Genomic DNA, 23360 nt, shown 5'->3' with positions numbered 1-23360 from the left:
AATTAAATAAATTTTTCGATAGATTGATATTGTGGTTTCCAGCCTAATTCTGTTCTTGCTTTGTCGGCATTACATAAACTGTTGGATGCAAAGCCGAAATACCCGCCTGCCGGACCGAATGTATTGACTGCTTCCTGCACACTGACAGACTGTGCAGGTTGCAGATTATATTGTCTGCTTATATTTTCTGCAAGATTTTTTATGGTTGAAGAACCGTTTTCCGCATAATAAAGCGAACCGGCTTTTGCTTTTTCCAGGGCAAGAACATATAGATCTGCCAAATCTTCAATATGGAGGTTTGACCATACGTTTTCACCTTTTCCAAAATAAGCTCCAAATCCTTTTTCCTTAGAGAAATTGATTAAGGCAGGAAGCTGAATACTGTCTTTTTTTAAACCCAGTCCCTCTCCATAAACCATTGTAGGAACAATAACGATACTTCTTATGTTTTTCCTGGCAGACTGAAGAACGTAATTATTAATCAATATTCTAGAAGCCATTTCCAGCCTCGGATTTAAAGGGATGTCTTCTGTGTATACAAAATCATTTTTTTCTCCATTCTCCTTTCCTCCAAAAATAGCTGAACCTGAAGTGAAAATAAATGTTTTGCCGCTTCCTTCCAGTGCGTTAATGAAACTGTCTGCAGCATAGGCATCATCCGCAGAATCTGCAGTATGGATAATCGCATCAGCATTAGAAACCGCAGCATTTAAAACAGCTTCATCATGTATGTTCCCTATGATGGGTTCAATTCCTGATTGCTTTAATTTTTCTGCTGCATCCGCATTACGAACGAGTCCTGTTACACTGTAGTTTCTCCCTAACAGTTTCTTTGCAATACTGCCACCGATATAACCAGTGATTCCTGTTATAAAAACTTTTTTCATCAGACTAATTGTGGTTTAAGTTCTTTTTCGAAAACATTTTCAAGATGTTCTCTGTAAAGCTTCATGTCACGTTCAATATTGGCATTTTTCTCTACATCATGGAAATGAAAACTTTCCGTTTTTTCCAGAGAAACAAAGGCATTCATTCTATGGAATCCAAATAATGGTCCATTATCTACACTTGTTTCATTAAAGAATTCTCCCGGAAGTGTAAATGCAGTTTCAGGAGCATTCCAGCTTGTTGTCAGCATATATTTTCTTCCACCCAGCATTCCTCCAGTACCATAGTTGATTTCAGGGTTTTCAGCTTTTCTTCCGTCACTCATATAAATTCCTTTGGCATGGCCCGCTGTGAAAACTTCGTCAATATATTTCTTGAAGCCGTTAGGAAGCTGGAACCACCAGATCGGAGTATGATAGATGATAAAATCTGCCCATACAAATTTCTTTACTTCTTCATCTTTATCATATCCATCTGAAATCTGGGTGGTTTTTATTTCTATATTTTCAAATTTTTTAAGGGTTTCCAATGTATTTTCAGCAATAGTGTCATTATATTTTCCTCCGGAATGTCCGAAATTTTGTCCTCCGTTAATGATCAATACTTTTTTCATTTTATGATTGTTTAAATTTTATGATGCAAAGTTACATTCAGGTTTTGTATAATAAAAATAGGATAATTCATAACTAACTATTAGAATAATGATAGTTGTAATTATTTCATTCATGGTTAAATGTCATATCATTTATTGGTCATGTTATCAAACTTCTCCTGTAATTTTGTTATGGAAACAGAGTGAATATGATACAGATTGCGGTTTTTAGTGATGTGCATGGAAATCTTCCTGCATTCAATGCGGTACTTGGAGACATAGAGAAAAGAGGAATTCAGCAAAAGTTCTGTCTGGGAGATCTGGTAGATTTTGCCCCTTGGGGAAACGAAGTAATCGAAAAGATCAGAAATCTGAATATCCCCTGTCTGATGGGAAACCATGATGAAAGAATTGCTTTTGATATTCCTGTAATCCCTTTACCCAAACATTCACAGGAAGAAACCAACGCAAGATTTATAGCTATTGATCATTCTAAAGAAAATATTACGAAGGCGAATAAAAGGTTTTTATCAGAGCTCCCTTTTCATTTAAAATTAAACTATAAAATAGGGAAAAAGTACTGGAATATCCAGTTGGTACATTCAGCTCTGGCCAGCAATGACACCTATCTTTATAAGTCTGAAAATGACGATATTTTTGTTGATATGCTCGAAGAATCCCAATCCGATATCGTTGTGATGGGACATACCCATTTATCATTTAAAAAACATTTTGAAACTAAGGGATGGGCTGTGAACTGTGGTTCTGTAGGCCGTTCCAAAGAGGAAAACCGTCTTGCTTCTTACCTGGTTCTTACCATAGATGAAAAACAGATTTTCCCGGAGATTGTTCAGATTGCTTATCCAATTGAAGAAACTGTCCGTGGAATTGAGGAAAGCGGGATACCTGATTATTATGCTGCTTTCCTGAGAAATGAAAAATCATCAGTATTATAATTATTTTGTAATTTTGTATCAGAATATTTATAATTAAAGCCATGGTCAATTTAGAATGGTACCGTACTTTTAAAGCAATATATAAAACCGGAACATTAACTGGTGCTGCAGATTCTCTGTTTATTTCACAGCCCGGCGTAAGTCTGCATTTAAGTTCTCTTGAAGCTTATGTCGGATACAAATTATTTGACAGAACCGGAAGGAAAATGATACCTACCGAAAGAGGAAAAGTTTTATTTAATGCCGTTTCCGAACCGATTTCCAAGTTGGAAGATGTAGAGAAGAATTTTCAGAAATCTACGGAAAAACTGACTCCTACAATCAGTGTGGGAATGTGTTTTGAAACATTTCAGACGACATTGGAGCAGTATGTTTCTACTTTGCCTTTTAACCTGATCATCAGCTTCGGAGAATATCCGGAAATGCTGGATCAGCTGGATAAAGGTATTTTAGATCTGATCATCACGCCTAAAAAAGGAGTTTCGCCTAATATTGAGCACGAGGCCTTCTCTTCAGAACAGATCATTCTTGTAGGAGGAAAGGATATAGATACCGAAAGTTTCCAAGAGACCCTTAAAACAAAAGGAATCGAGCATGCCGAAGAATGGCTGAAGCAGGAAAAATGGTATGGCACAACGGGAGATATGGAGCATCTTTTTCAGTTCTGGATCATGAATTTCGGACATAAGCCGAATTTCCGCCCCAATTACATTGTGCCTAATTTAAATTCCATTATCCGCTGCCTTAAAGGTGGAACCGGACTGGCCGTTATTCCTAATTTCCTGTGCAAAAATGAAATAGAGAAAGGCGAAATCAAGCTCATCTGGGAAGGCGAAAAAAGACTGGAAAACACCCTTTATTTCGGCTGCAGAAAAAAGACGAACTATCAGTCCGAGATTGATCATATTAAATCATTATTCCGTAAAGTTATGGGTAAAGTTCAAAATTAATTGTCCAGATTTTTCAGCCAGAGATAAATATCTTCCTGAGTAGGAATATTTAATTTTTTTCTTAATCTGTTTTTTCTTGTCTGTATCGACTGATGCTGAACAAAAGTATATTCTGCAATATCTTTGGAGGAAAAATTAAGAAACAGCATTGCACAGAATCTGAGTTCACTGCTTTGCAGCTGAGGATCTATCTGCAGTAATTTTTTTATAATGTTAGGATATACCTCCTGAAACCTTGTTAAGAAAGGAGGATCGTTATTTTTTGCCAACTCAATTACTTCTTCAAAAGCATTATTTACTTTTTGTTTCAGCTCGATAAGTTCAGATTCTTTTTCTTCAATTACATTTTCTTTATGCTGTGCTTTTTCTTTCTCCTGCTTATAATTGATGAAAGCTTTATAACTGAAATAGCAGACCAGAACTGATAATAAACAAACAGCAGCAATAAGAAGATAAAGCCTCTGTCTGTCTTTCATAAAAGTTTCTTCTTTTTCTTTTACGATTTTTTCAATAGATGTATCTCTTAATGCTCTGTCAACCTTGGAAAGACTATCGCTAAGTTTATTAAATCTAGTAAGATACTCTAGTTTTTTTTCTTTGTTTCCTATGCTGTCATAGGACCTTTCCATACTCTGATATGAAGATTTTAAAAGGTTAAATTCATTAGATTTTTTTGAAAGTGGTATCAATTCTTCCAGATAGCTGATTGCCTGCTTATATTTTTTTTGCTGCATTGAAGCATATACTAAACCATTCAAGGCAACACACTTATTATAAGGGTTTCTTTCAATTGTGGCCAGGTCTGAAGATTTATTCATATAATAATAGGCTGAGTCAAATTCTTTTTGTTCAACATAAATCAGCCCTAAGTTTGAATAAGCCAGACCCAAAGAATAATTCCGGATCTCTGTATTCTTAATTTTTGAAAATGCATTTATTGATTTTTTAGTATACTCAGAAAGTTTGGGAACCGAAACTTCTTTACTGCCATAAACCATTATATCTATTTTAGTGCAGTATAAATTCCCTTTTGTCTCATAAAAACCATCCTGATCAGCTATTTTATCAACCATAATAAAAGCCTTATTCATCATCTCCTGTGCTTCTGCATCAAGACCCAGCAAGGAATATGATGAGGCAGAGATACGCAGCCCGTTACATATATTTTTGTAATCGTCAATTTCTGAAGCCTTTTTTTCGGTTTGTTTAGCACAGAAAAGCGCTTTCTCAAAGTTGCCCATATTTAAATATGATATAGAAAGCATATTCAAACTTTTAATCATTCCTGCTGTATAATTTGCTTTTTGAGCTATTTTATAGTTTCTTTCATTCACAGAAACGGCTTTATTCGGTGTTTTACGTGAAAGCTCTGTTGCAGAAGAAATTAAGCTGTCTATCTGCTTTATAGTATAATTCTGTGCTTTATAGAATGAAAAAATTATCACAAAAAAAACAGTAGCAAGTATTTTTGTTTTCATACTGAGTGTTTATTAAATAATAATCATGTTAATACAAATACATTGTTATTAAAATAATTATTGAAAAATGATATAAAATAATATATTTCAAAGGCTTACAGAGAATATTACAGAGCCCTCAATCAGCAAGAAGCTTTGGTAAAGCAGCTTTAGAGGAACTGTTAAAAACTTATCAGCTGATGCCATTATCAGAAACCCATACAGATTTACTTTTCCAGGTGTTGTGATTAACTATGATGCCCTCATATCACATCCCAAAAAAGATAAACGGTTCCCTTTTTGAAATGAAATCCCACTTCAAAATACTGATCTAATTCACATATCTTATTCAGATTAAACTTTTGGATTATAAATGCTTAAAAATCCATCTCAATTGAGAATATCATAGTACTCATTTCAGGAGAAAATCAAATAAAGTCCCAATCCATATTTGTGCACAAAGGTTCGTTTATTTATAAATTACTTTTATTTATGAATTACTATTTTCTTTCAATAAGTTCTTTTAATACTCCCAAGTTTTTGGCAACGGCTTTTTTGACCTTTTTTTCAAACAGAATACTCAAAAGATTATCAAATAGCCGTCCGTGCAGCTCAAAAGAATTAATTAAAATTGTTCCATGCTCCGAAGGTTTAAAGGAATATCTGATTAAAAAAGGATATTCTGCTTCAATACTTTTAAGGGTCAATAAACGATCAGCTTCATATTCAGTAATGACAAAAGTATCCTCCAGAGTTTTGTTTAAAAACCTTCTTTGCTGTCTATACATTGTACCTACACCTGCAAAAACTTCTGATACCATTTGAGTCTCTACAACTGCATAGTTCCATAAGGGTGTATTACTAATATCGCTCACAAAGTGAAAAGTAACCTCTGGAGAGCGTGCTATAAAAATTTCATTTGTAAATTTCATCTGTAATTAAATTTCGCTTACGGATTGCTGCTTTTCATTTTTCGAGCTTGCATAACGAAAAACAAAGTACCATGTGATAAGTATCTGGAACAATATAACTGATGGCAAAAGAAACGGATAATTAACAAAAGGAGTCAGTGCATCCCCATGTGAAAGCATGATTGGCAAATCAAGTACATTGAATATTATTATGGTCCAAAGTAACGCCTTATTTCCTTTAAAATACCACCAGCAGAATAATCCATAAGCAAATTCAATGATAAAATTAAGGATGGGATAATCAAGAATTCCAAGTCCTAAAACCGGTTTAGCGAAGAATGGTGACAGCTGAATATCTTTTTCATGAAAGATCACATCAATCATAACGTGCGATACAACGCCAATAGCAAAAGCAATGGCAAGCTGTCTGTTTTTATAACCCCAGTTAATCACACAAAACGAAAGCACAGCCGCCGCAATTCCCGAAAAAATGGAATGTGAATAAGGCAGGAAATCGAGATGTACTTTACCTCCTGAAATTGAGAAATGCTCCCAACCTACGTAATTGAAAAAGACCCAAAACACTTCTACAAGCTGCACGGAGACCAATAATGGAAACAACGGCAATTTAGGTGCATTTTTTTTAATTAATAAAGCTGTCGCAGCATGGTTAATTGCATACATAATATATAGATTTATAATGGCAAAGTTGCCAATATCATCTTACATAAACTTGTATGATTTGGTCATTTTTCAATAAAAGTGAAGGAGCCTGTCCAAACATTCTTTTGAATGTACGGTTAAAGTGTGGTGTATCGGAGAAACCGGCTTCGAGGGCAGCATCTGTGATATTGCAGCCATCAATAATACATTGCAGTGCCGCTAAAAGCCTTGCCCATAAAACATATTTTCTGATAGGAATACCCACCTGCGTTGTAAATAAATGAATAAGCCTGCTTGGGGAAAGATGGACTAAAGCTGATAAATCCTCAATCTTTAAGGATTCATATCCCGGTTCTTTAAGGACTTTCAGAACTTTGGCGACCCGGTCGTCCAGAACTTCCTTCACATCTGTATCTGATAATCCCCGAAGAAATTGAAGTATAGTATCAAAAATACGGTCAGGAGTTGTATCACTGCCTAACAACGGTTTCAAATCGTCCAACAGCTCTCCCACAGCTGCTTCAGGCAATGTTACCACCTTTTGGTCAGACAGGTAAGTTTCTCTGAGATTTATCCCTATTTTACACTCGGGGTCTATATTGATCAGTAAAAATGTATTGGTACGGGTTCTGCATTCATGAGGCTCATCAGAATTAATAATAATAGCTTTACTTTTAATGACTGAACCGGATGAAAGCACTTCTATTTCATCGTCAAAACTTACAGCAATCTGTATGGCATGATGCTCATGAACAACTGTATCAATAGCGCGGCCAATATATATAAAGTAACCGGCAGATAAAAATAATATTGGTAGTTGCATTTAAGTTTTAAATTTCAAAAATTTCAGAATAAAAATACGTGAATTAAACCAATAAGGTAAACAAATATCTAATTTTATAAGGAAGAAATTTTGTATCTGTAACTTCCACCATTAATAATACCGATTTACATCAGGGAAATTTGTTTTTTTCCATCCCAAAAAATCATTTTTAATTAGCAATAAATCTGATCACTGATATAGATTAAATAGATCGAATCTGATCCCGGATTGTGCTTACTTTGTAAATAAATTATCAGTACTTATGAAGATCAGGTCATTTATTGTTGATGCATTTACAGACGAGATGTTTAAAGGAAACCAGGCAGGAGTATGCATTCTGGAAAATCCGGTCAGTGAAGATATAATGATTAACATGGCAAAGGAATTTGGTTTTTCGGAAACGGCTTTTGTTATTCATCAGCAATCCAATACTTATTCCATACGCTATTTTTCACCTGTCACAGAAATTCCATTGTGCGGCCATGCTACACTGGCTTCTGCAAAAGCTTTATTCAGTGAGAATACCGAATTGAATGAAATAACCTTTCATACCCAATTCGGACAGATTCTTGAAATATCAAAAAAGCCTTCCCATATTGAAATGCTCTTTCCCGTTCATGAAACTGAAGAAGCAGTTATTTCAGAAGAATTAAAAACAGCAATCGGAATTAAGAATGTCATCAGTTGTGAATACAACAAAGATCATAATATCCTGATGGCAGAAATAGAAAGCAGCAGCGAACTGCAGAATCTGGCTCCTGATTTCAATACATTGAAAAACATCAAAACCTCTATCAGTGGAGTTCTGGTAACTGCTCCGTCATCAAAAGCCGGATATGATTTTGAATACCGTTATTTCTGGCCGTGGTCAGGATCAGATGAAGATCCCGTTACCGGTGGCGTACAAAGCTTTTTATGCAGATACTGGTCATTAAAGCTGAATAAAAAAGTATTGAAAGCTTTTCAGTCTTCCGCACGTACAGGCAGTATGGAAGTTGAATTAAAGGACAACAGAACCGTTATAAAAAGTAACGCAGTCATTTTTTTGAAAGGCAATATTGAAATATAGCTCTTCCCATTCATAATATAAAAGAGCTTTTCAAAAAAATTGAAAGGCTCTTTTGATAAATACCGTTGAAAAATTATTTCATAACCGGTAAATGAGTACTTATTGCAATTCTGTTCCATGCATTGATGGTTACAATAGCCATGATAATCTGGGCAATCTGGGCATCATCAAAATACTGTTTTGCTTTCTGGAACGTCTCCTCAGTAAGACCATTGTGGCTGATCAGGGTAATTTCCTCCGTCATAGCAAGAAGTACCTGCTCTTCTTCTGTGAAAAACTCTTTCGCTTCTCTCCATCCGTCAAGAATGAAAATCCTTTGAGTTGTTTCCCCATATTTAAGGGCATCCTTCGTATGCATATCCAGACAGAAAGCACACTTGTTGATCTGTGAAGCTCTGATTTTAATTAGTTCTTTTTGAATGTGGTTTAAAGAAATGGTTTGAAGGTATGCTTCCAATCCCATCATTGCTTTGTAAGCAGCTGAATCTACAGTGGCAATATTTAATCTTGCGCTCATAATATTATAATTTGTTGGTTAAATGATCTATACTAAAAAAATATTTCGGCTGAACAGCCAATAAAAAAGCTCCGGCACTGCCTACCCAGACAGAATAATCCAAAGGGGCTTTAAATCCTAATGCCAGCGTCATTGACAAAGCAAATACAAGCAGCAGAAAACCTGCTCCATAAGCTGCAATTCTGGTTTTCCAGCCCAAAAGCAGCATCAAAGGGAAAAGTATTTCAAAAAAAGTTGCGGTATAAGCAGAAAATACGCTTAAGCCTTCAGGGAGAAAGAAGGTCAGCTTTCTGGTATAAGCCTCAAAATTGGCCCAGTTTCCCCAGGCAGCTTCTTTACCCCAAAAACCAAACCTGTCTGCCACAGCAGAAAGCTTGGTCACAGAAATGGCTAATCTTAAAAATAGCTGTGGAAACTGAATATTTTTATCTGTCATGATCTTGGCTTTTAATAACATGACAAATTTCCGGTTTATAATCGGGAAAAATCTTAAACTGGTTTAAGAACGTAATTTTGCCCTGATTTCACTCAGGTATTCCGGCGTAAGGTTCAGAAAAGAAGCTATTAAATATTGAGGAATTCTTTGGATAAACCAGGGGTACAAAGTACTGAAATGCACATACAGTTCTTCCCTGGACATTTCATATAAATAACGGATGCGTCTTTCCGAAGCTGCATAAGCCCTCTGATAGATCATCCTGAAGTAACGTTCCATAACCGGGTGTTTCTGCAACAAGAGTTCCTGCTGCTGGAGGTCTATGACAAGGATGGTAGAACGCTCCACCGCCTGAATAGAGAAATCCGATTTGATCTGTCTTTCATAAGCAAAAGTATCCGTGATCCACCAGTTTTCTATGGCAAACTCAGTCGTTTGCTCCGCTCCTTTTTCATTAATAAAAAATTTTCTCAGACAGCCTACCGACACAAAGTACATTGATCTGCAGATTTCACCGTGAAACATCAGAGTCTGCTTTTTCTTCACTTCCATTTCTTTAAAATAAGAGAATATAGAAACATATTCCTCATCCGTGACTGTGATAAATTTATTTAAATGTGCCTTGAAACTATCCATCTTTGCAATTGAATAACCAAACTTAACTTTATTTTTTTAGTTTTACAATGTCAAAAACATTAAATAATGGAACTCGTAGCCAAAATTCTGATCGCCATCGTTGCACTGGAGCATCTTTATATTCTTTGGATGGAAATGTTTGCCTGGGAAACCAAAGGAAAAGAAGTATTTAAAGCCGCATTGCCGGCGGAAATGTTTAAACCCACAAAAGGACTTGCTGCCAATCAGGGATTATACAATGGTTTTCTTGCTGCAGGACTGATCTGGTCTTTCTTAATTGAAGATCCGAAATGGCAGGATAATATTGCACTGTTCTTTTTGGGCTGTGTAGCAGTAGCCGGAATTTATGGAGCTGTTTCTGCAACAAAAAGAATATTTTTTGTACAGGCATTGCCGGCGATATTAGCAATTATTGCTGTTCTTTTGAAATAGGCTTTAAGTTATTTAGTTTTCTTTCTAGAATTACCTTTTAATTATTATTGGTAATCGAAATTGCGTTGTCATTGCGAGGAGCGAAGCGACGAAGCAATCTCATAGGCTATTTTGCTTGAATATTTTTGAGATTACTTCACTTAAGGTTTGCAATGACAGAATGATGAAGTTATTTTTTCTCACAGATCATGCAGATTAAGCAGATTTTCCTTTATTGAGGCATATTTATTAGACCAGAATATTTGAATCTTTAAATCAAATTACCCCATCGACTGTTTGATCTTCTCCCGATGTATAATTCCCCAATTCACAAGAGTTTCAGTTACCGGTAAAACAGATTTTCCATATTCCGTGACTGCATAAGTTACCGTAATGGGTTTTGTATCCTGAATCGTTCTTGTGATCAGAAGATTCACTTCCAGCTCTTTTAATTCTTTACTAAGCATTTTGGCAGAAATCCCGTCAATTCCCCGCTGCAGTTTTTTAAAATGAATCTGCTGGTCCGTTCTGTTGGTCAGGTAGCGCAGAATCATCAGTTTCCATTTTCCACCCAATACATCAAGGCTGTCACGCATGGCGAATAATTCTTCCGTACAGCTTGCTTCTCTTTCTATTCCGTTTTCAATAATTTTTGCCATAATAGTTTCATTCAGGTAACTGGTTACCAATAGTTAACTAGTAGCAAATATAAACTATTCTCTTTTTACATTTGTCTATCAAATTATTTTTATGAAAGCTATTGTATTAAATAAAAATTTCCAGCTTGAAGATGCTGTGGCAGAAAAACCTGTTCTAAAGAATCATGAAGTTTTAATCCAGATTAAAGCCAGTGGTTTCAATCCTATCGACTACCAGATGCTTGAAAACGAACTGGAACGGAAACTGATCAGCTCACCCATTCTAGGGCGGGAATTGTCTGGTATTATTGTGGAAAAAGGAGCGGAAGCCCACCAGTTCAACATTGGGGATGAAGTATACTGTGCAAGCGGATCTATGGGAAGTAACGGAACTTATGCAAAATACATTGCTGTTCCGGAAGCTATTGTAACATTTAAGCCTGAAAATATTTCTTTTGAACAGGCTGCTGCCATACCTTCTGCGGGGCTTACTGCATTACAAATAGTCAGACGTTTAAAACTGAACAGTAATGATACTGTTTTGGTTACGGGAGCAACAGGTGGAGTCGGTTCTTTTGTGATCAAATTTTTAAGAGCCAATCGTTTTAATAATATTACAGCTACTGTCGGAAGTAAAGAAAACAGACAGATTCTTCTTGAATTGGGTTTAAAAAGCCATCAGATCATCAACTATAAAGAAGAAAATCTTGAAGCAAATATTTTGAAAGCAAATGATAATAAGCCTTTTGACTTCGGAATTGATCTTGTTGGAAATTATATGTCGGAAATCACTGCAAACGTTTTAAAAATAAATGGTACATACGCAGATGTAACCGCACTGATCTCGAAAGACGCCCACGAAACCCTTTTCAATAAAGGGGCAGTCATTATGAATATCTCTAATTATTCATACAGTATGAACAAAGATTATCAATATTATAAAGGGAGTTTAGAAGAAATTTCAAGGCTTATTGAAAATGAGATTATCGTTCCTCCCAACTATAAAACAATAGGAGAACTTTCCCTGGATACGGTTTTAAAAGCCCATTCCATATTGAAAAACAATGAAACCCAAGGTCACAAACTAATTATGAAACATTAATAAATAGATGAAAACCATACCCAGACGAATCGTAACAGGAATCAAAGACGGAAAATCTGCCATTATTGAAGATCACCAGACAGAAAATGCAGTTGAACATCTTCCCGGCTTAATGATCTCAGATATATGGAATACTCAAAAAATGCCGGCATCACTTGATTTTGAAACCAAAATTCCCAACACAGGATTTCCACAAACACCTAAAAACGGAACCTATTTCCGCTATGTGGCCATTCCGCCGGATAAAGATCTTGGAGTAGAGTTCAAAACCGGAGAACCTCATCCTATGATGCATCAGACCCAAACTTTAGATTATATTATTATTCTCTCAGGCGAACTTTATCTGATGATGGAAGAAGGTGAAACACATCTCAAGCCTGGAGATATTGTCATTCAGAGAGGAACCAATCATGCGTGGAGTAACCGGTCTGAAGAACCGTGCATCCAATTGGCAGTGTTAATTGATGCAGAAAATTAAAAGATTTCAGATTTACCAATATTGCACAATCAAGAAAACTACCTCATCCTCCTTTCGTTAAGTTTCCAACAAAAAATACCAAAAGTAACTACAAAGCAGAAATTTCCAAAAGTTTCTGCTTCATTATTTCCGGTGTCAGCAGCCCTTCATGATAATATACCAGCTTCTGATCTTTATCCAAAACAATCCACAAAGGATAAACAGGCTGATCTTTATTCTTAGACAGCGCCAACGCCAGCTCATGGATTCCTGAACTTCCATTCGGGAGATAGCTGAACTCCTTCCCTTGAAAATTTATATTTTCTTTTGTTTTTTCAGCTTCAAAATTGACAAGATAAAAATTTTCATTAATCAGGTCAACAGTTTCTTTGTCTTTATTCAAAACATGTTTTTCCATTTTACAGACTGAACACCAATCTGTATACAGATGGATAATAACGGGCTTCGGATCCTTTTTCATGGATATTTCAAGATCGGAAAAAGTGCCTGTTTTCATCTGAGACAGACAAAAACAGGGCACTAACATTAAAAATAAAATAAAAGTTTTCATTTCAAGGTATATTTTATTCCCAGAAAGCCTCTGATCCTCTGCATCGGTGCGTAACCGTAAGAAGTATCAAAAGTATAATGGTTTGGGTTACTTACCGGATCGTCCACATATTTATCAAATGGATCAAAAGGTCTCATCAGAGGGTCTTTCGGAGTAAAATTGAAGAGATTTTTGATCCCGCAATACACCTCAAAACCAGATTTAAAGCTTTTTGAAACCTGAATATTGGCTAAAGAATAGAACGGTGAATACTCCGGACGGTAGTCATTTGGCAGTACCGGAAGTCTCATGGGTCCGTAGAACTGTCCTGTAAAATCAACAGTAAGATCATGTGGAAATTTATATGAAAGATTATAGGTTCCGCTCCATTTCGGGGCATGCAGCTGCTGTGATTTTTCATTTTCACCGTCAAATTTCTGATAAACATCTAAATAGGTTACTCCCAAACCTACGCTCAAAGGAAAACTGAAGTTAAAATCCACATTCATTGATGCTCCTCTTGAAATTCCATATCCGTGAAGATTATCATAAATAATTTTATCCGGATCGGTATCAAAATCTCCTACAATTTTGTTGCTGAAATAAGTATAAAATGCAGATGCATCCAATTGAAGCAAACGGCTTCCCACAGGAATTTTCCAGATATAATTCAAATTTCCGTTGACAGATCGTTCGGGCTTCAGATCAGATTTGATCACGACTTCTCTTGAGCCGGTAAGTGCAGCATGGTCTTCTGTGAACAGATTTACCACCCTGAATCCCGTTCCGAAGTTGAACCGCAAAGTGTGATAAGGATTTGGGGAAAACTTCCACGCAAACCTCGGTGAATGTACTTCGTGGTGAATTTTATCATAATCAAAACGGTAACCTGCCAGTAAAGTATTCTTGTCATTGATTTCCCACTGATCCTGTACAAAAGCTCCCCAGATTGGCGATTTCATCGGTGCATTGCTGGTTCCGTCACCAGATAAGGTTCCGGGCGTATTGTCATCATAAAATGTTCTTTTAAAAGTAATTCCTCCGGTAAGATCATGATTTCCCACTTTTTTACTCCAGTAGGTCTGGGCAAAAGCCACCTTTTGCAAGGCATTATAAGGATTACTGCCATAAAAAGAGTCCTGATCATGGTAATTATAAGAAAACTGGGTAACAATATATTCTTTTAGGGGCCACTGATACAACCCGAACACTTCTGCCCTGTTGGTATAAATACTTTCGCCATATACATCACCACTCCCGCGGTAAGATCTGTTCCACTGCATTTCACCTCCGAAGCGGTCTTCATATAAATATCTCATGGCAAAACTGGCCTGGCGGTTTTCCTTTCTTTTAAAATTCCATTTATTAAAAACAGAAATCCTGCTTTGTAATGCTGCATCTGTGAAATTGTCTTTGTTCTGGTCTATTTTCTCTTTAAAGCTGAAATAATTTAAGCTTAATAAAGAGGCAGCGTTCTTCCCTACATTAAATTTTGTTGAAACATCAAGATTATTTTCACTCCATGTGCTTGTCATCAGATCGACACTCAGTTTCGGGGCAGTCAATGCATTCTTGGTGATGATATTGATCACACCTCCCATTGCTTCAGAACCATAAATAGAAGAAGCCGGGCCTTTCACGACTTCAATTCTGTCAACAAGGCTGTTGGGGATTCCGCTTAAACCATATACCGTAGAAAGAGAACTTACAATGGGCATTCCGTCGATCAGAATCATGGTATAAGGGCCTTCCAGACCATTGATATGGATATCGCCGGTGTTACATACTGAACAGTTGAGCTGCGGCTTTACTCCATTGACCATCGCAATAGCCTCAAAAATGCTTGGTGTAGGGTTTTTCTGAAAAAATTTCTGACTGTAAACTTCTACAGCCACAGGACTTTTTGATCTGCTGAAAGGTTTAATGGTCCCGGTAATGACAACATCTTCAATATTACTCGTTTTTATTTTCGCTTTGGAAATCGTGGTAGAATCATTTTTTATAGTTGAGTTTAAATTCAGACTGTCTGTCTCCTGAGAAAAACAAAAAGAAGATAAAAGAGTAACAGAAAATAGTATTCGCTTCATGAAATTAAAATTGTTAGACAAATCTAACAATTATTTTTGAATTACAAAACACCATGACAAATGTTGTTAGAATCAATTCACGAAAAATGATTAAATTTGAGAAACTACATATAAAAGTAAAATGAGATATCATCAAGCGGGAAACATCCCACAAAAAAGACACACGATTTTCAAATCGCCGGAAGATAAATTTTACTATGAACAGCTTTTCGGAACGGAAGGCTTTCACGGAATTTCCTCATTGCTCTATCATATACACCGACCTACACAGATCAAATCCATCGGATCGGCAAAAGATGTAACTCCGAAGATCGCTGTGGAAAAAAACGTGGCCCCAAGAATGTTCAAAGGAATGAATGTAACGCCTGAAGATGATTTCATGGACAGCCGAAAGATCCTTTTGATGAACAATGATCTGAAAATGGGATTGGCAAAACCTAGAAAGTCTATGGACTATTTCTATAAAAATGCAGAATGTGATGAGCTTTTATATGTTCATCAGGGAACCGGAATTCTGAAAACATTTATCGGAGATCTGGAGTTTGTCACTGGTGACTATCTTATTATTCCGAGAGGGACAATCTATCAGGTAGAATTAAAATCAGATAATACTGTGTTTTTTGTGCTTGAAAGCCACTCTCCTATTTATACTCCAAAACGATACAGAAATGAATTCGGACAGCTTTTGGAGCATTCTCCTTTCTGCGAGAGAGATATTATTGCACCGGTTTTTAAAGAACCTAAAGATGAAAAAGGGGAATTTTTAATTAAAGTAAAAAAAGAAAACCAGATTACAGATTTCATCTATGCAACACACCCTTTTGATGTTGTAGGCTGGGACGGATATTTCTATCCTTATAAATTCAATATTAAAAATTTCGAGCCAATTACAGGCAGAATCCACCAACCGCCTCCTGTACACCAGAATTTTGAAGGTCATAATTTTGTAGTTTGCTCATTCTGTGCAAGAATGTATGACTATCATCCTTTAGCTATTCCTGCTCCTTATAACCACTCGAATATTGATTCCGATGAGGTTCTATTCTATACGGAAGGTGACTTTATGAGCCGTAATCACATTGATTTAATGGACTTTACCCTGCACCCTGGAGGAATCGTGCACGGGCCTCATCCGGGAGCTATGGAAAGAAGTATCGGTAAAAAATTCACTGAGGAATATGCCTTAATGGTAGATCCTTTCCGTCCTTTGAAAATTACAGAAGAAGCCTTAAAAGTAGAAGACCCATCTTACAAAACCTCATGGCTGGAAGAATCGGACAGAACTATGGAAGACCGTTCTCAGGAATAAAAAATCACTCATAAAAAAATTTCATTATGTACAATTATATTAGTGCAGAAGAAGCGATATATACTGTAAAAAGCGGAAACCGCGTATTTTTCCACGGAAGTGCATGTACTCCGAATTACCTTATTGATGAGCTGGCAAGGCAGTCTCACCGTCTGGAAAACGTGGAAATGGTTTCTATCACCCAACAGGGCAATGTGGAAATTGCCAAACCAGAATATAAAGACAAATTTTTTGTTAATTCATTATTTGTATCAACGCCTGTGCGTGATGCTGTGAATTCAGACAGAGGAGATTTTGTTCCCGTTTTCTTAAGCGAGATTCCTATTTTATTCAGAAAAAACATATTACCGCTGGATGTGGCTTTGGTAACGGTTTCTCCACCGGATAAACATGGATTCTGTACTTTGGGAACTTCCGTAGATGTTGCAAGGGCTGCTGTAGATACGGCTAAGCTCATTGTTGCAGTTGTAAATCCTTTGATGCCGAGAACCCACGGAGACGGAATGATCCACATCAGCAGAATTCATAAGCTGGTATGGCATGAAGAAGAGCTTCCAACGGTAGACTACGGTTCAAAAGTGGGTCCCGAAGAAATGCTTGTGGGAAAAAACGTGGCAGAGCTTATTGAAGATAAATCAACATTACAGATGGGTATCGGAACTATTCCCGATGCCGTACTGAAATGCTTAAACAATCATAAAGACCTGGGAGTTCATACGGAAATGCTGAGCGACGGTGTCATAGATCTGATCCAGAATGATGTAATCAACAACAAATATAAAGGCTACAACGATAACAAAACAATCACAAGTTTCTGTTTCGGAACAAGAAAGCTTTACGATTATGTAGATGACAATACGGTTTTTGCCTTCAAAGACGTAAGCGATGTGAATTTCCCGATCAATATCATGAGGAACAAAAAAATGGTCGCAATTAATTCTGCCATTGAAATTGACCTTACCGGACAGGTATGTGCAGATTCCATCGGAACATTACAGTATAGTGGAATTGGCGGCCAAATGGACTTTATGAGAGGTGCAGCTTTAAGTGAGGATGGAAAACCAATCATTGCCATCACTTCAAGAACCAAAAAAGGAGTCTCAAGGATTGTTCCTTTTCTTAAACAGGGTGCCGGAGTTGTGACAACAAGGGGACATATTCATTATGTTGTGACAGAATATGGCACAGCTTATTTATATGGTAAAAATCTCCGCCAGCGGGCACAAGAGTTAATCAGCATTGCTCATCCTGATGACAGGGAAATGTTGGAAAGAGCTGCTTATGAGCGATTTAAACACTAGGAAATATCATCATAAAATTCTCCCGTGAATATTTTTCACAAGTAACGCCAGTATATTAATAACAAAAACAGAACGAATCTTAAAAAAGCTTTAACATTTTGGCAATGTTTTTGATAAACTCATTTAAAACCAAGGGAAATTGAAAACTATATATAATTCGATAAGAGAAGAGGTCGAAAAGCATTCAAAAGTAAGAAATTCTGTTTTGGGGAATGTGAGTGAATGGAAAAGAAGCCATTATATTATACTTTCTGAAATTATAAAAGATGAATTATCTGAAGCTGAAGAACTGAAAGGAGGAAAAAAATTTGAAATAGGAAATACAATATCGCACGTTACTCTGCAGCGTTTTTTTGAAAATGATTATCAGGATAAGACTCACAATGATCTGAGATTCCTGAAAACACTGGACAAAATATGTATATTTCTCGGCTACAAAGACCTTAATGATTACATACAATCTTTAAAAATAAACAATCAGGAAAAAGGACCGGAAGGCAGCCTTGAGTTTCTTACGAAAATGGTATACGAATACTGTGCTACCGTATTTGAATTTTACAAAAAATTCCCTGAACATAAAACAGAAATTTTCAAAGACCTGGTATTTGACGGTTCCCCGTTTTTGGAAAGAGCTACAGAGTTCAGCAGAGAATTGTGTGAAAGGGATTTTCAGCTGGTAACTAAAAACAACCGTTCCAATTACGAAGTTTTTGATATTAACCTTGTTACGGATGAACCCGACAAGAAAATACTGGAAGCCCAGGAATTCTGGAATCTGTTGTTTAAAGTGGGTGAAACAGGTGAAGAACACTTTGTAAATCAGCTTAATACCCAAATCTATTTTATCCGGAAAATAGATAATACATGGAAAATATGGGATAATTATAATCCCGATGCAGGCCGATTAAATAGAAAAGCCTAAATATAAAAATAGAGAAAGCCGTAGAAAATTCTACGGCTTTCCTTTTTTCGAAAATATTTTTTTTTCACTTGTTCTTGATATCAAAGGTAGAGATCCAATTTTATTATAAAGAAACTTAAATATACTTAAATGAACTCTTCTTTAACATTATGTTAAGTATATTCAAGGAATCTGATTCAACGCTTTCGCTATTTCTAAGATTTTTGTAATTTGCATACATAAAAATAAAAGTAAAATAGAAATATGTCAACACTTACATTTGCCGAAAAAATTGCTCAAGCAGAGAATTTTTTACCGATCAACGGTACAGATTACATTGAGTTTTATGTAGGAAATGCTAAACAGGCTGCCCATTATTACAAAACCGCATTCGGTTTTCAGTCTGTAGCATATGCAGGTCCTGAAACAGGAGTAAGAGACCGTGCTTCTTATGTTCTTCAACAGGGGAAAATAAGATTGGTATTAACAACAGGCCTTAAATCTGATTCACCTATCAGCGAACACGTAAAAAAACATGGTGATGGAGTGAAAATTTTGGCACTTTGGGTAGATGACGCTTACCAGGCTTTTGAAGAAACTACCAAGAGAGGCGGAAGACCATATCTGGAACCTGTAACTTTAACAGATGAGAATGGAGAGGTAAGAATGTCCGGAATTTATACATACGGAGAAACAGTCCACATGTTTATTGAAAGAAAAAACTACAAAGGAGCTTTCATGCCCGGATATGAAAAAATGGAAAGTGACTACAATCCTGAAGAAGCAGGTTTATTATATGTAGACCACTGTGTAGGAAACGTAGACTGGAACAGAATGATACCTACCGTAGAATGGTACGAAAAAGTAATGGGCTTCGTCAATATCCTTTCTTTTGATGACAAACAGATCAATACAGAATATTCAGCATTGATGTCTAAGGTAATGTCCAATGGAAACGGATATGCAAAATTCCCGATCAACGAGCCTGCAGAAGGTAAAAAGAAATCTCAGGTAGAAGAATATCTTGATTTTTATGAAGGTGAAGGTGTACAGCACATCGCTGTGGCTACAAAAGATATTATCCATACAGTAACTCAATTAAAAAAACGCGGAGTAGAGTTCCTTTCCGCTCCACCAGAGGCTTATTACGATATGGTACCTGAAAGAGTTGGTCATATTGATGAAGATATTAAGAAATTACAAGACTTAGGCATCCTTATTGATCATGATGAAGAAGGTTACTTGCTTCAGATTTTTACGAAGCCGGTAGAAGACCGTCCTACTCTATTCTTTGAAATCATTGAAAGACACGGTGCACAGAGTTTTGGTGCCGGAAACTTCAAAGCATTATTCGAAGCATTGGAAAGAGAACAGGAAAGAAGAGGGAATCTTTAATTTAAATAAATAATAATAAGTTTTGTCAGGATGAGGAGTCTTGACAAAACTTTTTTTTAAAAAACACACATTATGAGAAAATTTTTAATCGGGATTTTATTTTTTGGAACATTAGGGCTTAAAGCTCAATACGGAACACTTAATGAAATTCTTAATCGTCTGGAAGAAAGAAAGGGCATCAATCAGCATCTTGAAAAGGTAAATATTGACAATAAGAAGTTTATCTTCATTAAAGATGCAGAGGATCATACGGAAAGAGACTTTATTGTTATTAAAGGAAATCAGGCTACCTATGTGGAAGTTTTTGATGACAAAGCGACCGGAGAAAGCAGTTCAAACGTTTTCACCGGAGATATCATCAGGAAAAAAAACATTCTTTCCATGAGAGCGGATAAACTTGAAAACAAAAGGGTTCCGATGCCTGTTACCAAAACTTTACTGTTGACCAAGCAGGATGATATCCTGTATCTTATCGATGTCAATACAAAAGACAGATGGATAGATGAAGCCTCTTATTCCAAAAAGAAATAATTCCCGCAGAATCGGGTAGCAGATCTTTATAGATTTACTATCTTACCATTTTAATTTAATTCCAAAAAAATTATGAAATCATTTGTAGAATATTCTTCAGATTCAGACTTTTCTATACATAATATTCCCTTCGGAGTAGCAGTTTTTAATAAAGAATATATCGGATGCTGTACAAGGATCGGAGATCAGGTAGTTGATCTTGCCACCCTTTATGACCTCGGATATTTTGAAAACATTGAAGGACTGGATGACAATATTTTTGAAGCCTATACCATCAATGAGTTTATTGAACTGGGAAAACCTGTAACCAATGCGGTACGTGCCAGAATTCAGGAACTTCTTCAGGAAGGGTCCGCTCTTTCAAAAGATGAAAAAACCATTGAAGACGCATTCTACGATCTTGATAAAGTAAAAATGATGATGCCTGTACATATTCCGAACTATACGGATTTTTACAGCAGCATAGAACATGCAACGAACGTAGGAAAAATGTTCCGTGACCCGGCCAATGCACTTCTTCCGAACTGGAAACACCTTCCTGTGGGTTATCACGGAAGAGCATCATCTATAGTAGTTTCAGGGACAGAAATTAACCGCCCTAAAGGACAGACAAAACCGGCAGACGCAGAAAAACCACTTTTCGGACCAAGCAAGCAGCTGGATTTTGAACTGGAAATGGCCTTCATTCTTAACAGAAATACGGAAATGGGTGAAAGCATTTCTACAAAAGATGCTGAAGACGCTATCTTCGGAATGGTAGTATTCAATGACTGGTCGGCAAGAGATATCCAGGCCTGGGAATATGTTCCGCTGGGACCTTTCCTTGCCAAGAATTTCGGTTCATCTATTTCTCCGTGGGTTGTTACCCTTGAAGCCTTGGAGCCGTTCAGAACAGCTTCTCCAAAACAAGATCCTGAAGTTTTAGAATATTTAAAATTTGAAGGTGATAAAAATTATGACATCAACCTTGAAGTATATATCCAGCCTGAAAACGGAGAACAAAACCTTGTATGCGAAAGCAATTACAAGCACATGTACTGGAATATGACCCAACAGCTGGCCCACCACACGGTAAACGGCTGTAATGTGGAAGTTGGAGATATGTATGCCAGCGGAACCATTTCCGGAAGCGATCCAAAATCTTTCGGATCTATGCTGGAACTGACATGGAGAGGACAGAATCCTTTACAATTAAGTAACGGTCAGGAAAGAAAATTCATCGAGGACAATGATACGGTTACCATGAAGGCCTGGGCTGAAAAAGATGGTGTGAGAGTAGGTTTTGGTGAGGTTTCGGGTAAAATCATTCCAACCATTTAATAAATAATAAAATTAAACACTTAAGTATTAGTTTAGTTACATTATAATGGTAAATTTTAAGTTCACTTTAGTTTTGAAAACCTACGATTTTCATAATGCTTCTCTGCCATGGTTACACAAAAATTGATCAACGATCTTTCTTATAAAGTTGTTGGAGCTTGTATAGAGGTTCATAAACTTGCAGGTCCTGGCTTATATGAAGAAGTGTACCACCAATGTTTGGAAAAAGAATTTAATCTGTTAGGTTTAAAATATCAAAGCGAACTTGAAATTCCATTTGTTTATAAAGGGCAGCATATAGATTGTAAATTGAAATGTGATTTTTTGATTGAAAATTTAATTGTTTTAGAGCTTAAATCTGTTTCTGAAATTCACCAAATTCATAAAGCTCAAACGATGAATTATATGAATCTCTTAAAAGCACCTCGTTCAATATTAGTCAATTTTAATGTTACCAACCTGTATCATGAAGGTTGTGAATTTTTTGCTGCTAAATCATTTAAAGGTTTGCCAAAAGAATGAAAATCTACGATTTTCAAAAACTTAAGTGTACTTATTAAACACATACAAAAAGACTAAAATTAACTTAAGTGTTAAACAAAAACAATGAAAACAGTAATACCCTCCGAAATATCCCCCGTACAGCTCCAGACCATTATGCAGACCGCTGTGTCTCCACGACCTATTGCATTGGCTTCTACGGTAGATAAAAACGGAACCATCAACTTATCTCCATTCAGCTTTTTTAATATGTTCAGTACGGTTCCTCCGATATTGATTTTTTCACCATCGAGAAGAGTACGGGATAATACTACCAAACATACACTGAAAAACGTTCTGGAAGTTCCTGAAGTAGTAATCGGAACAGTGAATTTTCCAATTGTACAGCAGATTTCTCTGGCTTCAACCGAATATGAAACCGGAGTCAATGAGTTTATCAAATCCGGTCTTACCATGAAAGATGCAGATCTGGTACAGCCCAAACTGATTGAAGAATGCCCTGTAAATTTTGAATGTAAAGTTTTAGAAGTAAAACCTCTGGGAGATCAGGGAGGTGCAGGAAATCTTGTGATCTGTGAAGTTCAGAAAATCCATATCAGGGAAGAGTATCTGAATGAAGCTGGAAATTTAGATCAGCAGAACCTGGATATGGTGGCTCGATTAGGAAGCAACTGGTATTCAAGAAGCAATGAAAACAGCCTTTTTGAGGTTCCGAAACCATTGGTTACAAAAGGAATCGGCTTTGATCTTTTACCTGATTCTATTAAATACAGCAAGGTATTTACCGGAAACGACCTGGGAATGCTTGCTAATGTAGAAGTACTTCCCGCAGGAGATTTTCAAGCTGATGAAAATGTTCACTTAGATGCCCAGAAACTACTTCTGGAAAGCAGGATTGAAGACGCCTGGACGCTTTTAACAAAACAATAATTCCAAATAATAAAACCAGCCTGTAATCA

Annotated in this window: 26 protein-coding genes; 14 read left to right on the top strand and 12 right to left on the bottom strand. The window is 36.5% G+C overall.

Going from position 1 to position 23360, the window contains the following annotated elements:
- Positions 1-2: 2 nt before the first annotated feature.
- Complete coding sequence (locus ACQWU4_RS13880; RefSeq protein ID WP_429936343.1) at positions 3-887, bottom strand: NAD-dependent epimerase/dehydratase family protein; 885 nt, start codon at positions 885-887, stop codon at positions 3-5.
- Positions 887-1501, bottom strand: coding sequence for an NAD(P)H-dependent oxidoreductase (locus tag ACQWU4_RS13875; RefSeq protein WP_429936342.1), 615 nt, complete (start codon positions 1499-1501; stop codon positions 887-889). The genes ACQWU4_RS13880 and ACQWU4_RS13875 overlap by 1 nt, the downstream gene beginning before the upstream one ends.
- Before the next feature lie 188 nt (positions 1502-1689).
- Here ACQWU4_RS13875 and ACQWU4_RS13870 point away from each other — a divergent pair, with 188 nt between their 5' ends.
- Positions 1690-2436 (top strand): metallophosphoesterase family protein, encoded by a 747-nt coding sequence (locus tag ACQWU4_RS13870; protein ID WP_429936341.1) that lies wholly within the window; start codon positions 1690-1692, stop codon positions 2434-2436.
- 41 nt (positions 2437-2477) lie between these two features.
- Positions 2478-3386, top strand: coding sequence for a LysR family transcriptional regulator (locus ACQWU4_RS13865; protein ID WP_429936340.1), 909 nt, complete (start codon positions 2478-2480; stop codon positions 3384-3386).
- Here ACQWU4_RS13865 and ACQWU4_RS13860 read toward each other — a convergent pair.
- The 4 genes from ACQWU4_RS13860 to ACQWU4_RS13845 all read right to left on the bottom strand — a co-directional run bounded on the left by ACQWU4_RS13860 (position 3383) and on the right by ACQWU4_RS13845 (position 7240).
- Positions 3383-4864, bottom strand: coding sequence for a hypothetical protein (locus ACQWU4_RS13860; protein WP_429936339.1), 1482 nt, complete (start codon positions 4862-4864; stop codon positions 3383-3385). The two genes, ACQWU4_RS13865 and ACQWU4_RS13860, sit on opposite strands and share 4 nt — an antisense overlap.
- A gap of 479 nt (positions 4865-5343) precedes the next feature.
- Complete coding sequence (locus ACQWU4_RS13855) at positions 5344-5775, bottom strand: SRPBCC family protein (RefSeq protein ID WP_429936338.1); 432 nt, start codon at positions 5773-5775, stop codon at positions 5344-5346.
- A gap of 6 nt (positions 5776-5781) precedes the next feature.
- Positions 5782-6438: a hypothetical protein gene (locus ACQWU4_RS13850; protein WP_429936337.1), complete on the bottom strand. Its 657-nt coding sequence runs from the start codon at positions 6436-6438 to the stop codon at positions 5782-5784.
- 34 nt (positions 6439-6472) lie between these two features.
- Positions 6473-7240 carry a helix-turn-helix transcriptional regulator gene (locus tag ACQWU4_RS13845; protein WP_429936336.1) on the bottom strand — a complete coding sequence of 256 codons (768 nt, stop codon included), beginning with the start codon at positions 7238-7240 and terminating at the stop codon, positions 6473-6475.
- A gap of 262 nt (positions 7241-7502) precedes the next feature.
- Between ACQWU4_RS13845 and ACQWU4_RS13840 the strand changes: the two genes are divergently transcribed.
- The gene (locus ACQWU4_RS13840) at positions 7503-8309 is read left to right on the top strand and encodes a PhzF family phenazine biosynthesis protein (RefSeq protein WP_429936335.1); all 807 of its coding nucleotides are present in this window, start codon (positions 7503-7505) and stop codon (positions 8307-8309) included.
- 73 nt (positions 8310-8382) lie between these two features.
- On the opposite strand, the gene ACQWU4_RS13835 is transcribed toward ACQWU4_RS13840, so the two are convergent.
- Genes ACQWU4_RS13835 through ACQWU4_RS13825 form a run of 3 tightly spaced genes read right to left on the bottom strand, consistent with a single transcriptional unit; the run spans position 8383 to position 9898 of the window.
- Positions 8383-8826 carry a carboxymuconolactone decarboxylase family protein gene (locus ACQWU4_RS13835; RefSeq protein WP_429936334.1) on the bottom strand — a complete coding sequence of 148 codons (444 nt, stop codon included), beginning with the start codon at positions 8824-8826 and terminating at the stop codon, positions 8383-8385.
- 4 nt (positions 8827-8830) lie between these two features.
- Positions 8831-9283: a DoxX family membrane protein gene (locus ACQWU4_RS13830; protein WP_429936333.1), complete on the bottom strand. Its 453-nt coding sequence runs from the start codon at positions 9281-9283 to the stop codon at positions 8831-8833.
- A 42-nt stretch (positions 9284-9325) separates the two neighbouring features.
- Positions 9326-9898: a Crp/Fnr family transcriptional regulator gene (locus ACQWU4_RS13825; RefSeq protein WP_429936332.1), complete on the bottom strand. Its 573-nt coding sequence runs from the start codon at positions 9896-9898 to the stop codon at positions 9326-9328.
- A 66-nt stretch (positions 9899-9964) separates the two neighbouring features.
- Here ACQWU4_RS13825 and ACQWU4_RS13820 point away from each other — a divergent pair, with 66 nt between their 5' ends.
- Positions 9965-10330, top strand: coding sequence for a DUF1304 domain-containing protein (locus ACQWU4_RS13820; RefSeq protein ID WP_429936331.1), 366 nt, complete (start codon positions 9965-9967; stop codon positions 10328-10330).
- Between the two features lie 260 nt (positions 10331-10590).
- Here ACQWU4_RS13820 and ACQWU4_RS13815 read toward each other — a convergent pair whose 3' ends face one another.
- Positions 10591-10968 (bottom strand): winged helix-turn-helix transcriptional regulator, encoded by a 378-nt coding sequence (locus tag ACQWU4_RS13815; protein WP_429936330.1) that lies wholly within the window; start codon positions 10966-10968, stop codon positions 10591-10593.
- A gap of 91 nt (positions 10969-11059) precedes the next feature.
- Between ACQWU4_RS13815 and ACQWU4_RS13810 the strand changes: the two genes are divergently transcribed.
- Entirely contained in the window at positions 11060-12049 is a 990-nt protein-coding gene (locus tag ACQWU4_RS13810) for an NADP-dependent oxidoreductase (RefSeq protein WP_429936329.1), read from the top strand.
- A gap of 7 nt (positions 12050-12056) precedes the next feature.
- Positions 12057-12527, top strand: a complete 471-nt coding sequence (locus ACQWU4_RS13805; RefSeq protein ID WP_429936328.1) for a cupin domain-containing protein — start codon at positions 12057-12059, stop codon at positions 12525-12527.
- An 88-nt stretch (positions 12528-12615) separates the two neighbouring features.
- Here ACQWU4_RS13805 and ACQWU4_RS13800 read toward each other — a convergent pair whose 3' ends face one another.
- Positions 12616-12987 (bottom strand): thioredoxin family protein, encoded by a 372-nt coding sequence (locus ACQWU4_RS13800; RefSeq protein ID WP_429936327.1) that lies wholly within the window; start codon positions 12985-12987, stop codon positions 12616-12618.
- 86 nt (positions 12988-13073) lie between these two features.
- Positions 13074-15143, bottom strand: a complete 2070-nt coding sequence (locus ACQWU4_RS13795) for a TonB-dependent receptor plug domain-containing protein (protein WP_429936326.1) — start codon at positions 15141-15143, stop codon at positions 13074-13076.
- 121 nt (positions 15144-15264) lie between these two features.
- On the opposite strand from ACQWU4_RS13795, the gene ACQWU4_RS13790 reads away from it, so the two are divergent.
- The 8 genes from ACQWU4_RS13790 (at position 15265) to ACQWU4_RS13755 (ending at position 23331) form a co-directional block, all read left to right on the top strand.
- Positions 15265-16452 (top strand): homogentisate 1,2-dioxygenase, encoded by a 1188-nt coding sequence (locus tag ACQWU4_RS13790; protein ID WP_429936325.1) that lies wholly within the window; start codon positions 15265-15267, stop codon positions 16450-16452.
- Between the two features lie 26 nt (positions 16453-16478).
- Complete coding sequence (locus ACQWU4_RS13785) at positions 16479-17753, top strand: acetyl-CoA hydrolase/transferase family protein (RefSeq protein ID WP_429936324.1); 1275 nt, start codon at positions 16479-16481, stop codon at positions 17751-17753.
- A 139-nt stretch (positions 17754-17892) separates the two neighbouring features.
- Positions 17893-18675, top strand: a complete 783-nt coding sequence (locus tag ACQWU4_RS13780) for a hypothetical protein (protein ID WP_429936323.1) — start codon at positions 17893-17895, stop codon at positions 18673-18675.
- Positions 18676-18918: 243 nt separating this feature from the next.
- Positions 18919-20049, top strand: a complete 1131-nt coding sequence (gene hppD, locus ACQWU4_RS13775; RefSeq protein ID WP_429936322.1) for a 4-hydroxyphenylpyruvate dioxygenase — start codon at positions 18919-18921, stop codon at positions 20047-20049.
- A 72-nt stretch (positions 20050-20121) separates the two neighbouring features.
- Positions 20122-20580: a hypothetical protein gene (locus ACQWU4_RS13770; protein ID WP_429936321.1), complete on the top strand. Its 459-nt coding sequence runs from the start codon at positions 20122-20124 to the stop codon at positions 20578-20580.
- Positions 20581-20652: 72 nt separating this feature from the next.
- The gene (fahA, locus tag ACQWU4_RS13765) at positions 20653-21900 is read left to right on the top strand and encodes a fumarylacetoacetase (RefSeq protein ID WP_429936320.1); all 1248 of its coding nucleotides are present in this window, start codon (positions 20653-20655) and stop codon (positions 21898-21900) included.
- Positions 21901-22023: 123 nt separating this feature from the next.
- Positions 22024-22422 carry a GxxExxY protein gene (locus ACQWU4_RS13760; protein ID WP_429936319.1) on the top strand — a complete coding sequence of 133 codons (399 nt, stop codon included), beginning with the start codon at positions 22024-22026 and terminating at the stop codon, positions 22420-22422.
- An 84-nt stretch (positions 22423-22506) separates the two neighbouring features.
- Complete coding sequence (locus tag ACQWU4_RS13755; protein ID WP_429936318.1) at positions 22507-23331, top strand: flavin reductase family protein; 825 nt, start codon at positions 22507-22509, stop codon at positions 23329-23331.
- The last annotated feature ends 29 nt before the right edge of the window (positions 23332-23360 follow it).

This window comes from Chryseobacterium sp. MIQD13 (assembly GCF_050496705.1).
In the GTDB taxonomy this organism is placed as follows: Bacteria; Bacteroidota; Bacteroidia; order Flavobacteriales; family Weeksellaceae; genus Chryseobacterium.
This window is presented reverse-complemented; position numbering and strand designations above follow the sequence as displayed.

What these genes read in the sequence shown, in the direction of transcription:
- ACQWU4_RS13880 (WP_429936343.1), bottom strand. Translation starts at nt 887, where the DNA reads ATGAAAAAAGTTTTTATAACAGGAATCACTGGTTATATCGGTGGCAGT.
- ACQWU4_RS13875 (WP_429936342.1), bottom strand. Translation starts at nt 1,501, where the DNA reads ATGAAAAAAGTATTGATCATTAACGGAGGACAAAATTTCGGACATTCC.
- ACQWU4_RS13870 (WP_429936341.1), top strand. Translation starts at nt 1,690, where the DNA reads ATGATACAGATTGCGGTTTTTAGTGATGTGCATGGAAATCTTCCTGCA.
- ACQWU4_RS13865 (WP_429936340.1), top strand. Translation starts at nt 2,478, where the DNA reads ATGGTCAATTTAGAATGGTACCGTACTTTTAAAGCAATATATAAAACC.
- ACQWU4_RS13860 (WP_429936339.1), bottom strand. Translation starts at nt 4,864, where the DNA reads ATGAAAACAAAAATACTTGCTACTGTTTTTTTTGTGATAATTTTTTCA.
- ACQWU4_RS13855 (WP_429936338.1), bottom strand. Translation starts at nt 5,775, where the DNA reads ATGAAATTTACAAATGAAATTTTTATAGCACGCTCTCCAGAGGTTACT.
- ACQWU4_RS13850 (WP_429936337.1), bottom strand. Translation starts at nt 6,438, where the DNA reads ATGTATGCAATTAACCATGCTGCGACAGCTTTATTAATTAAAAAAAAT.
- ACQWU4_RS13845 (WP_429936336.1), bottom strand. Translation starts at nt 7,240, where the DNA reads ATGCAACTACCAATATTATTTTTATCTGCCGGTTACTTTATATATATT.
- ACQWU4_RS13840 (WP_429936335.1), top strand. Translation starts at nt 7,503, where the DNA reads ATGAAGATCAGGTCATTTATTGTTGATGCATTTACAGACGAGATGTTT.
- ACQWU4_RS13835 (WP_429936334.1), bottom strand. Translation starts at nt 8,826, where the DNA reads ATGAGCGCAAGATTAAATATTGCCACTGTAGATTCAGCTGCTTACAAA.
- ACQWU4_RS13830 (WP_429936333.1), bottom strand. Translation starts at nt 9,283, where the DNA reads ATGTTATTAAAAGCCAAGATCATGACAGATAAAAATATTCAGTTTCCA.
- ACQWU4_RS13825 (WP_429936332.1), bottom strand. Translation starts at nt 9,898, where the DNA reads ATGGATAGTTTCAAGGCACATTTAAATAAATTTATCACAGTCACGGAT.
- ACQWU4_RS13820 (WP_429936331.1), top strand. Translation starts at nt 9,965, where the DNA reads ATGGAACTCGTAGCCAAAATTCTGATCGCCATCGTTGCACTGGAGCAT.
- ACQWU4_RS13815 (WP_429936330.1), bottom strand. Translation starts at nt 10,968, where the DNA reads ATGGCAAAAATTATTGAAAACGGAATAGAAAGAGAAGCAAGCTGTACG.
- ACQWU4_RS13810 (WP_429936329.1), top strand. Translation starts at nt 11,060, where the DNA reads ATGAAAGCTATTGTATTAAATAAAAATTTCCAGCTTGAAGATGCTGTG.
- ACQWU4_RS13805 (WP_429936328.1), top strand. Translation starts at nt 12,057, where the DNA reads ATGAAAACCATACCCAGACGAATCGTAACAGGAATCAAAGACGGAAAA.
- ACQWU4_RS13800 (WP_429936327.1), bottom strand. Translation starts at nt 12,987, where the DNA reads ATGAAAAAGGATCCGAAGCCCGTTATTATCCATCTGTATACAGATTGG.
- ACQWU4_RS13795 (WP_429936326.1), bottom strand. Translation starts at nt 15,143, where the DNA reads ATGAAGCGAATACTATTTTCTGTTACTCTTTTATCTTCTTTTTGTTTT.
- ACQWU4_RS13790 (WP_429936325.1), top strand. Translation starts at nt 15,265, where the DNA reads ATGAGATATCATCAAGCGGGAAACATCCCACAAAAAAGACACACGATT.
- ACQWU4_RS13785 (WP_429936324.1), top strand. Translation starts at nt 16,479, where the DNA reads ATGTACAATTATATTAGTGCAGAAGAAGCGATATATACTGTAAAAAGC.
- hppD (WP_429936322.1), top strand. Translation starts at nt 18,919, where the DNA reads ATGTCAACACTTACATTTGCCGAAAAAATTGCTCAAGCAGAGAATTTT.
- ACQWU4_RS13770 (WP_429936321.1), top strand. Translation starts at nt 20,122, where the DNA reads ATGAGAAAATTTTTAATCGGGATTTTATTTTTTGGAACATTAGGGCTT.
- fahA (WP_429936320.1), top strand. Translation starts at nt 20,653, where the DNA reads ATGAAATCATTTGTAGAATATTCTTCAGATTCAGACTTTTCTATACAT.
- ACQWU4_RS13755 (WP_429936318.1), top strand. Translation starts at nt 22,507, where the DNA reads ATGAAAACAGTAATACCCTCCGAAATATCCCCCGTACAGCTCCAGACC.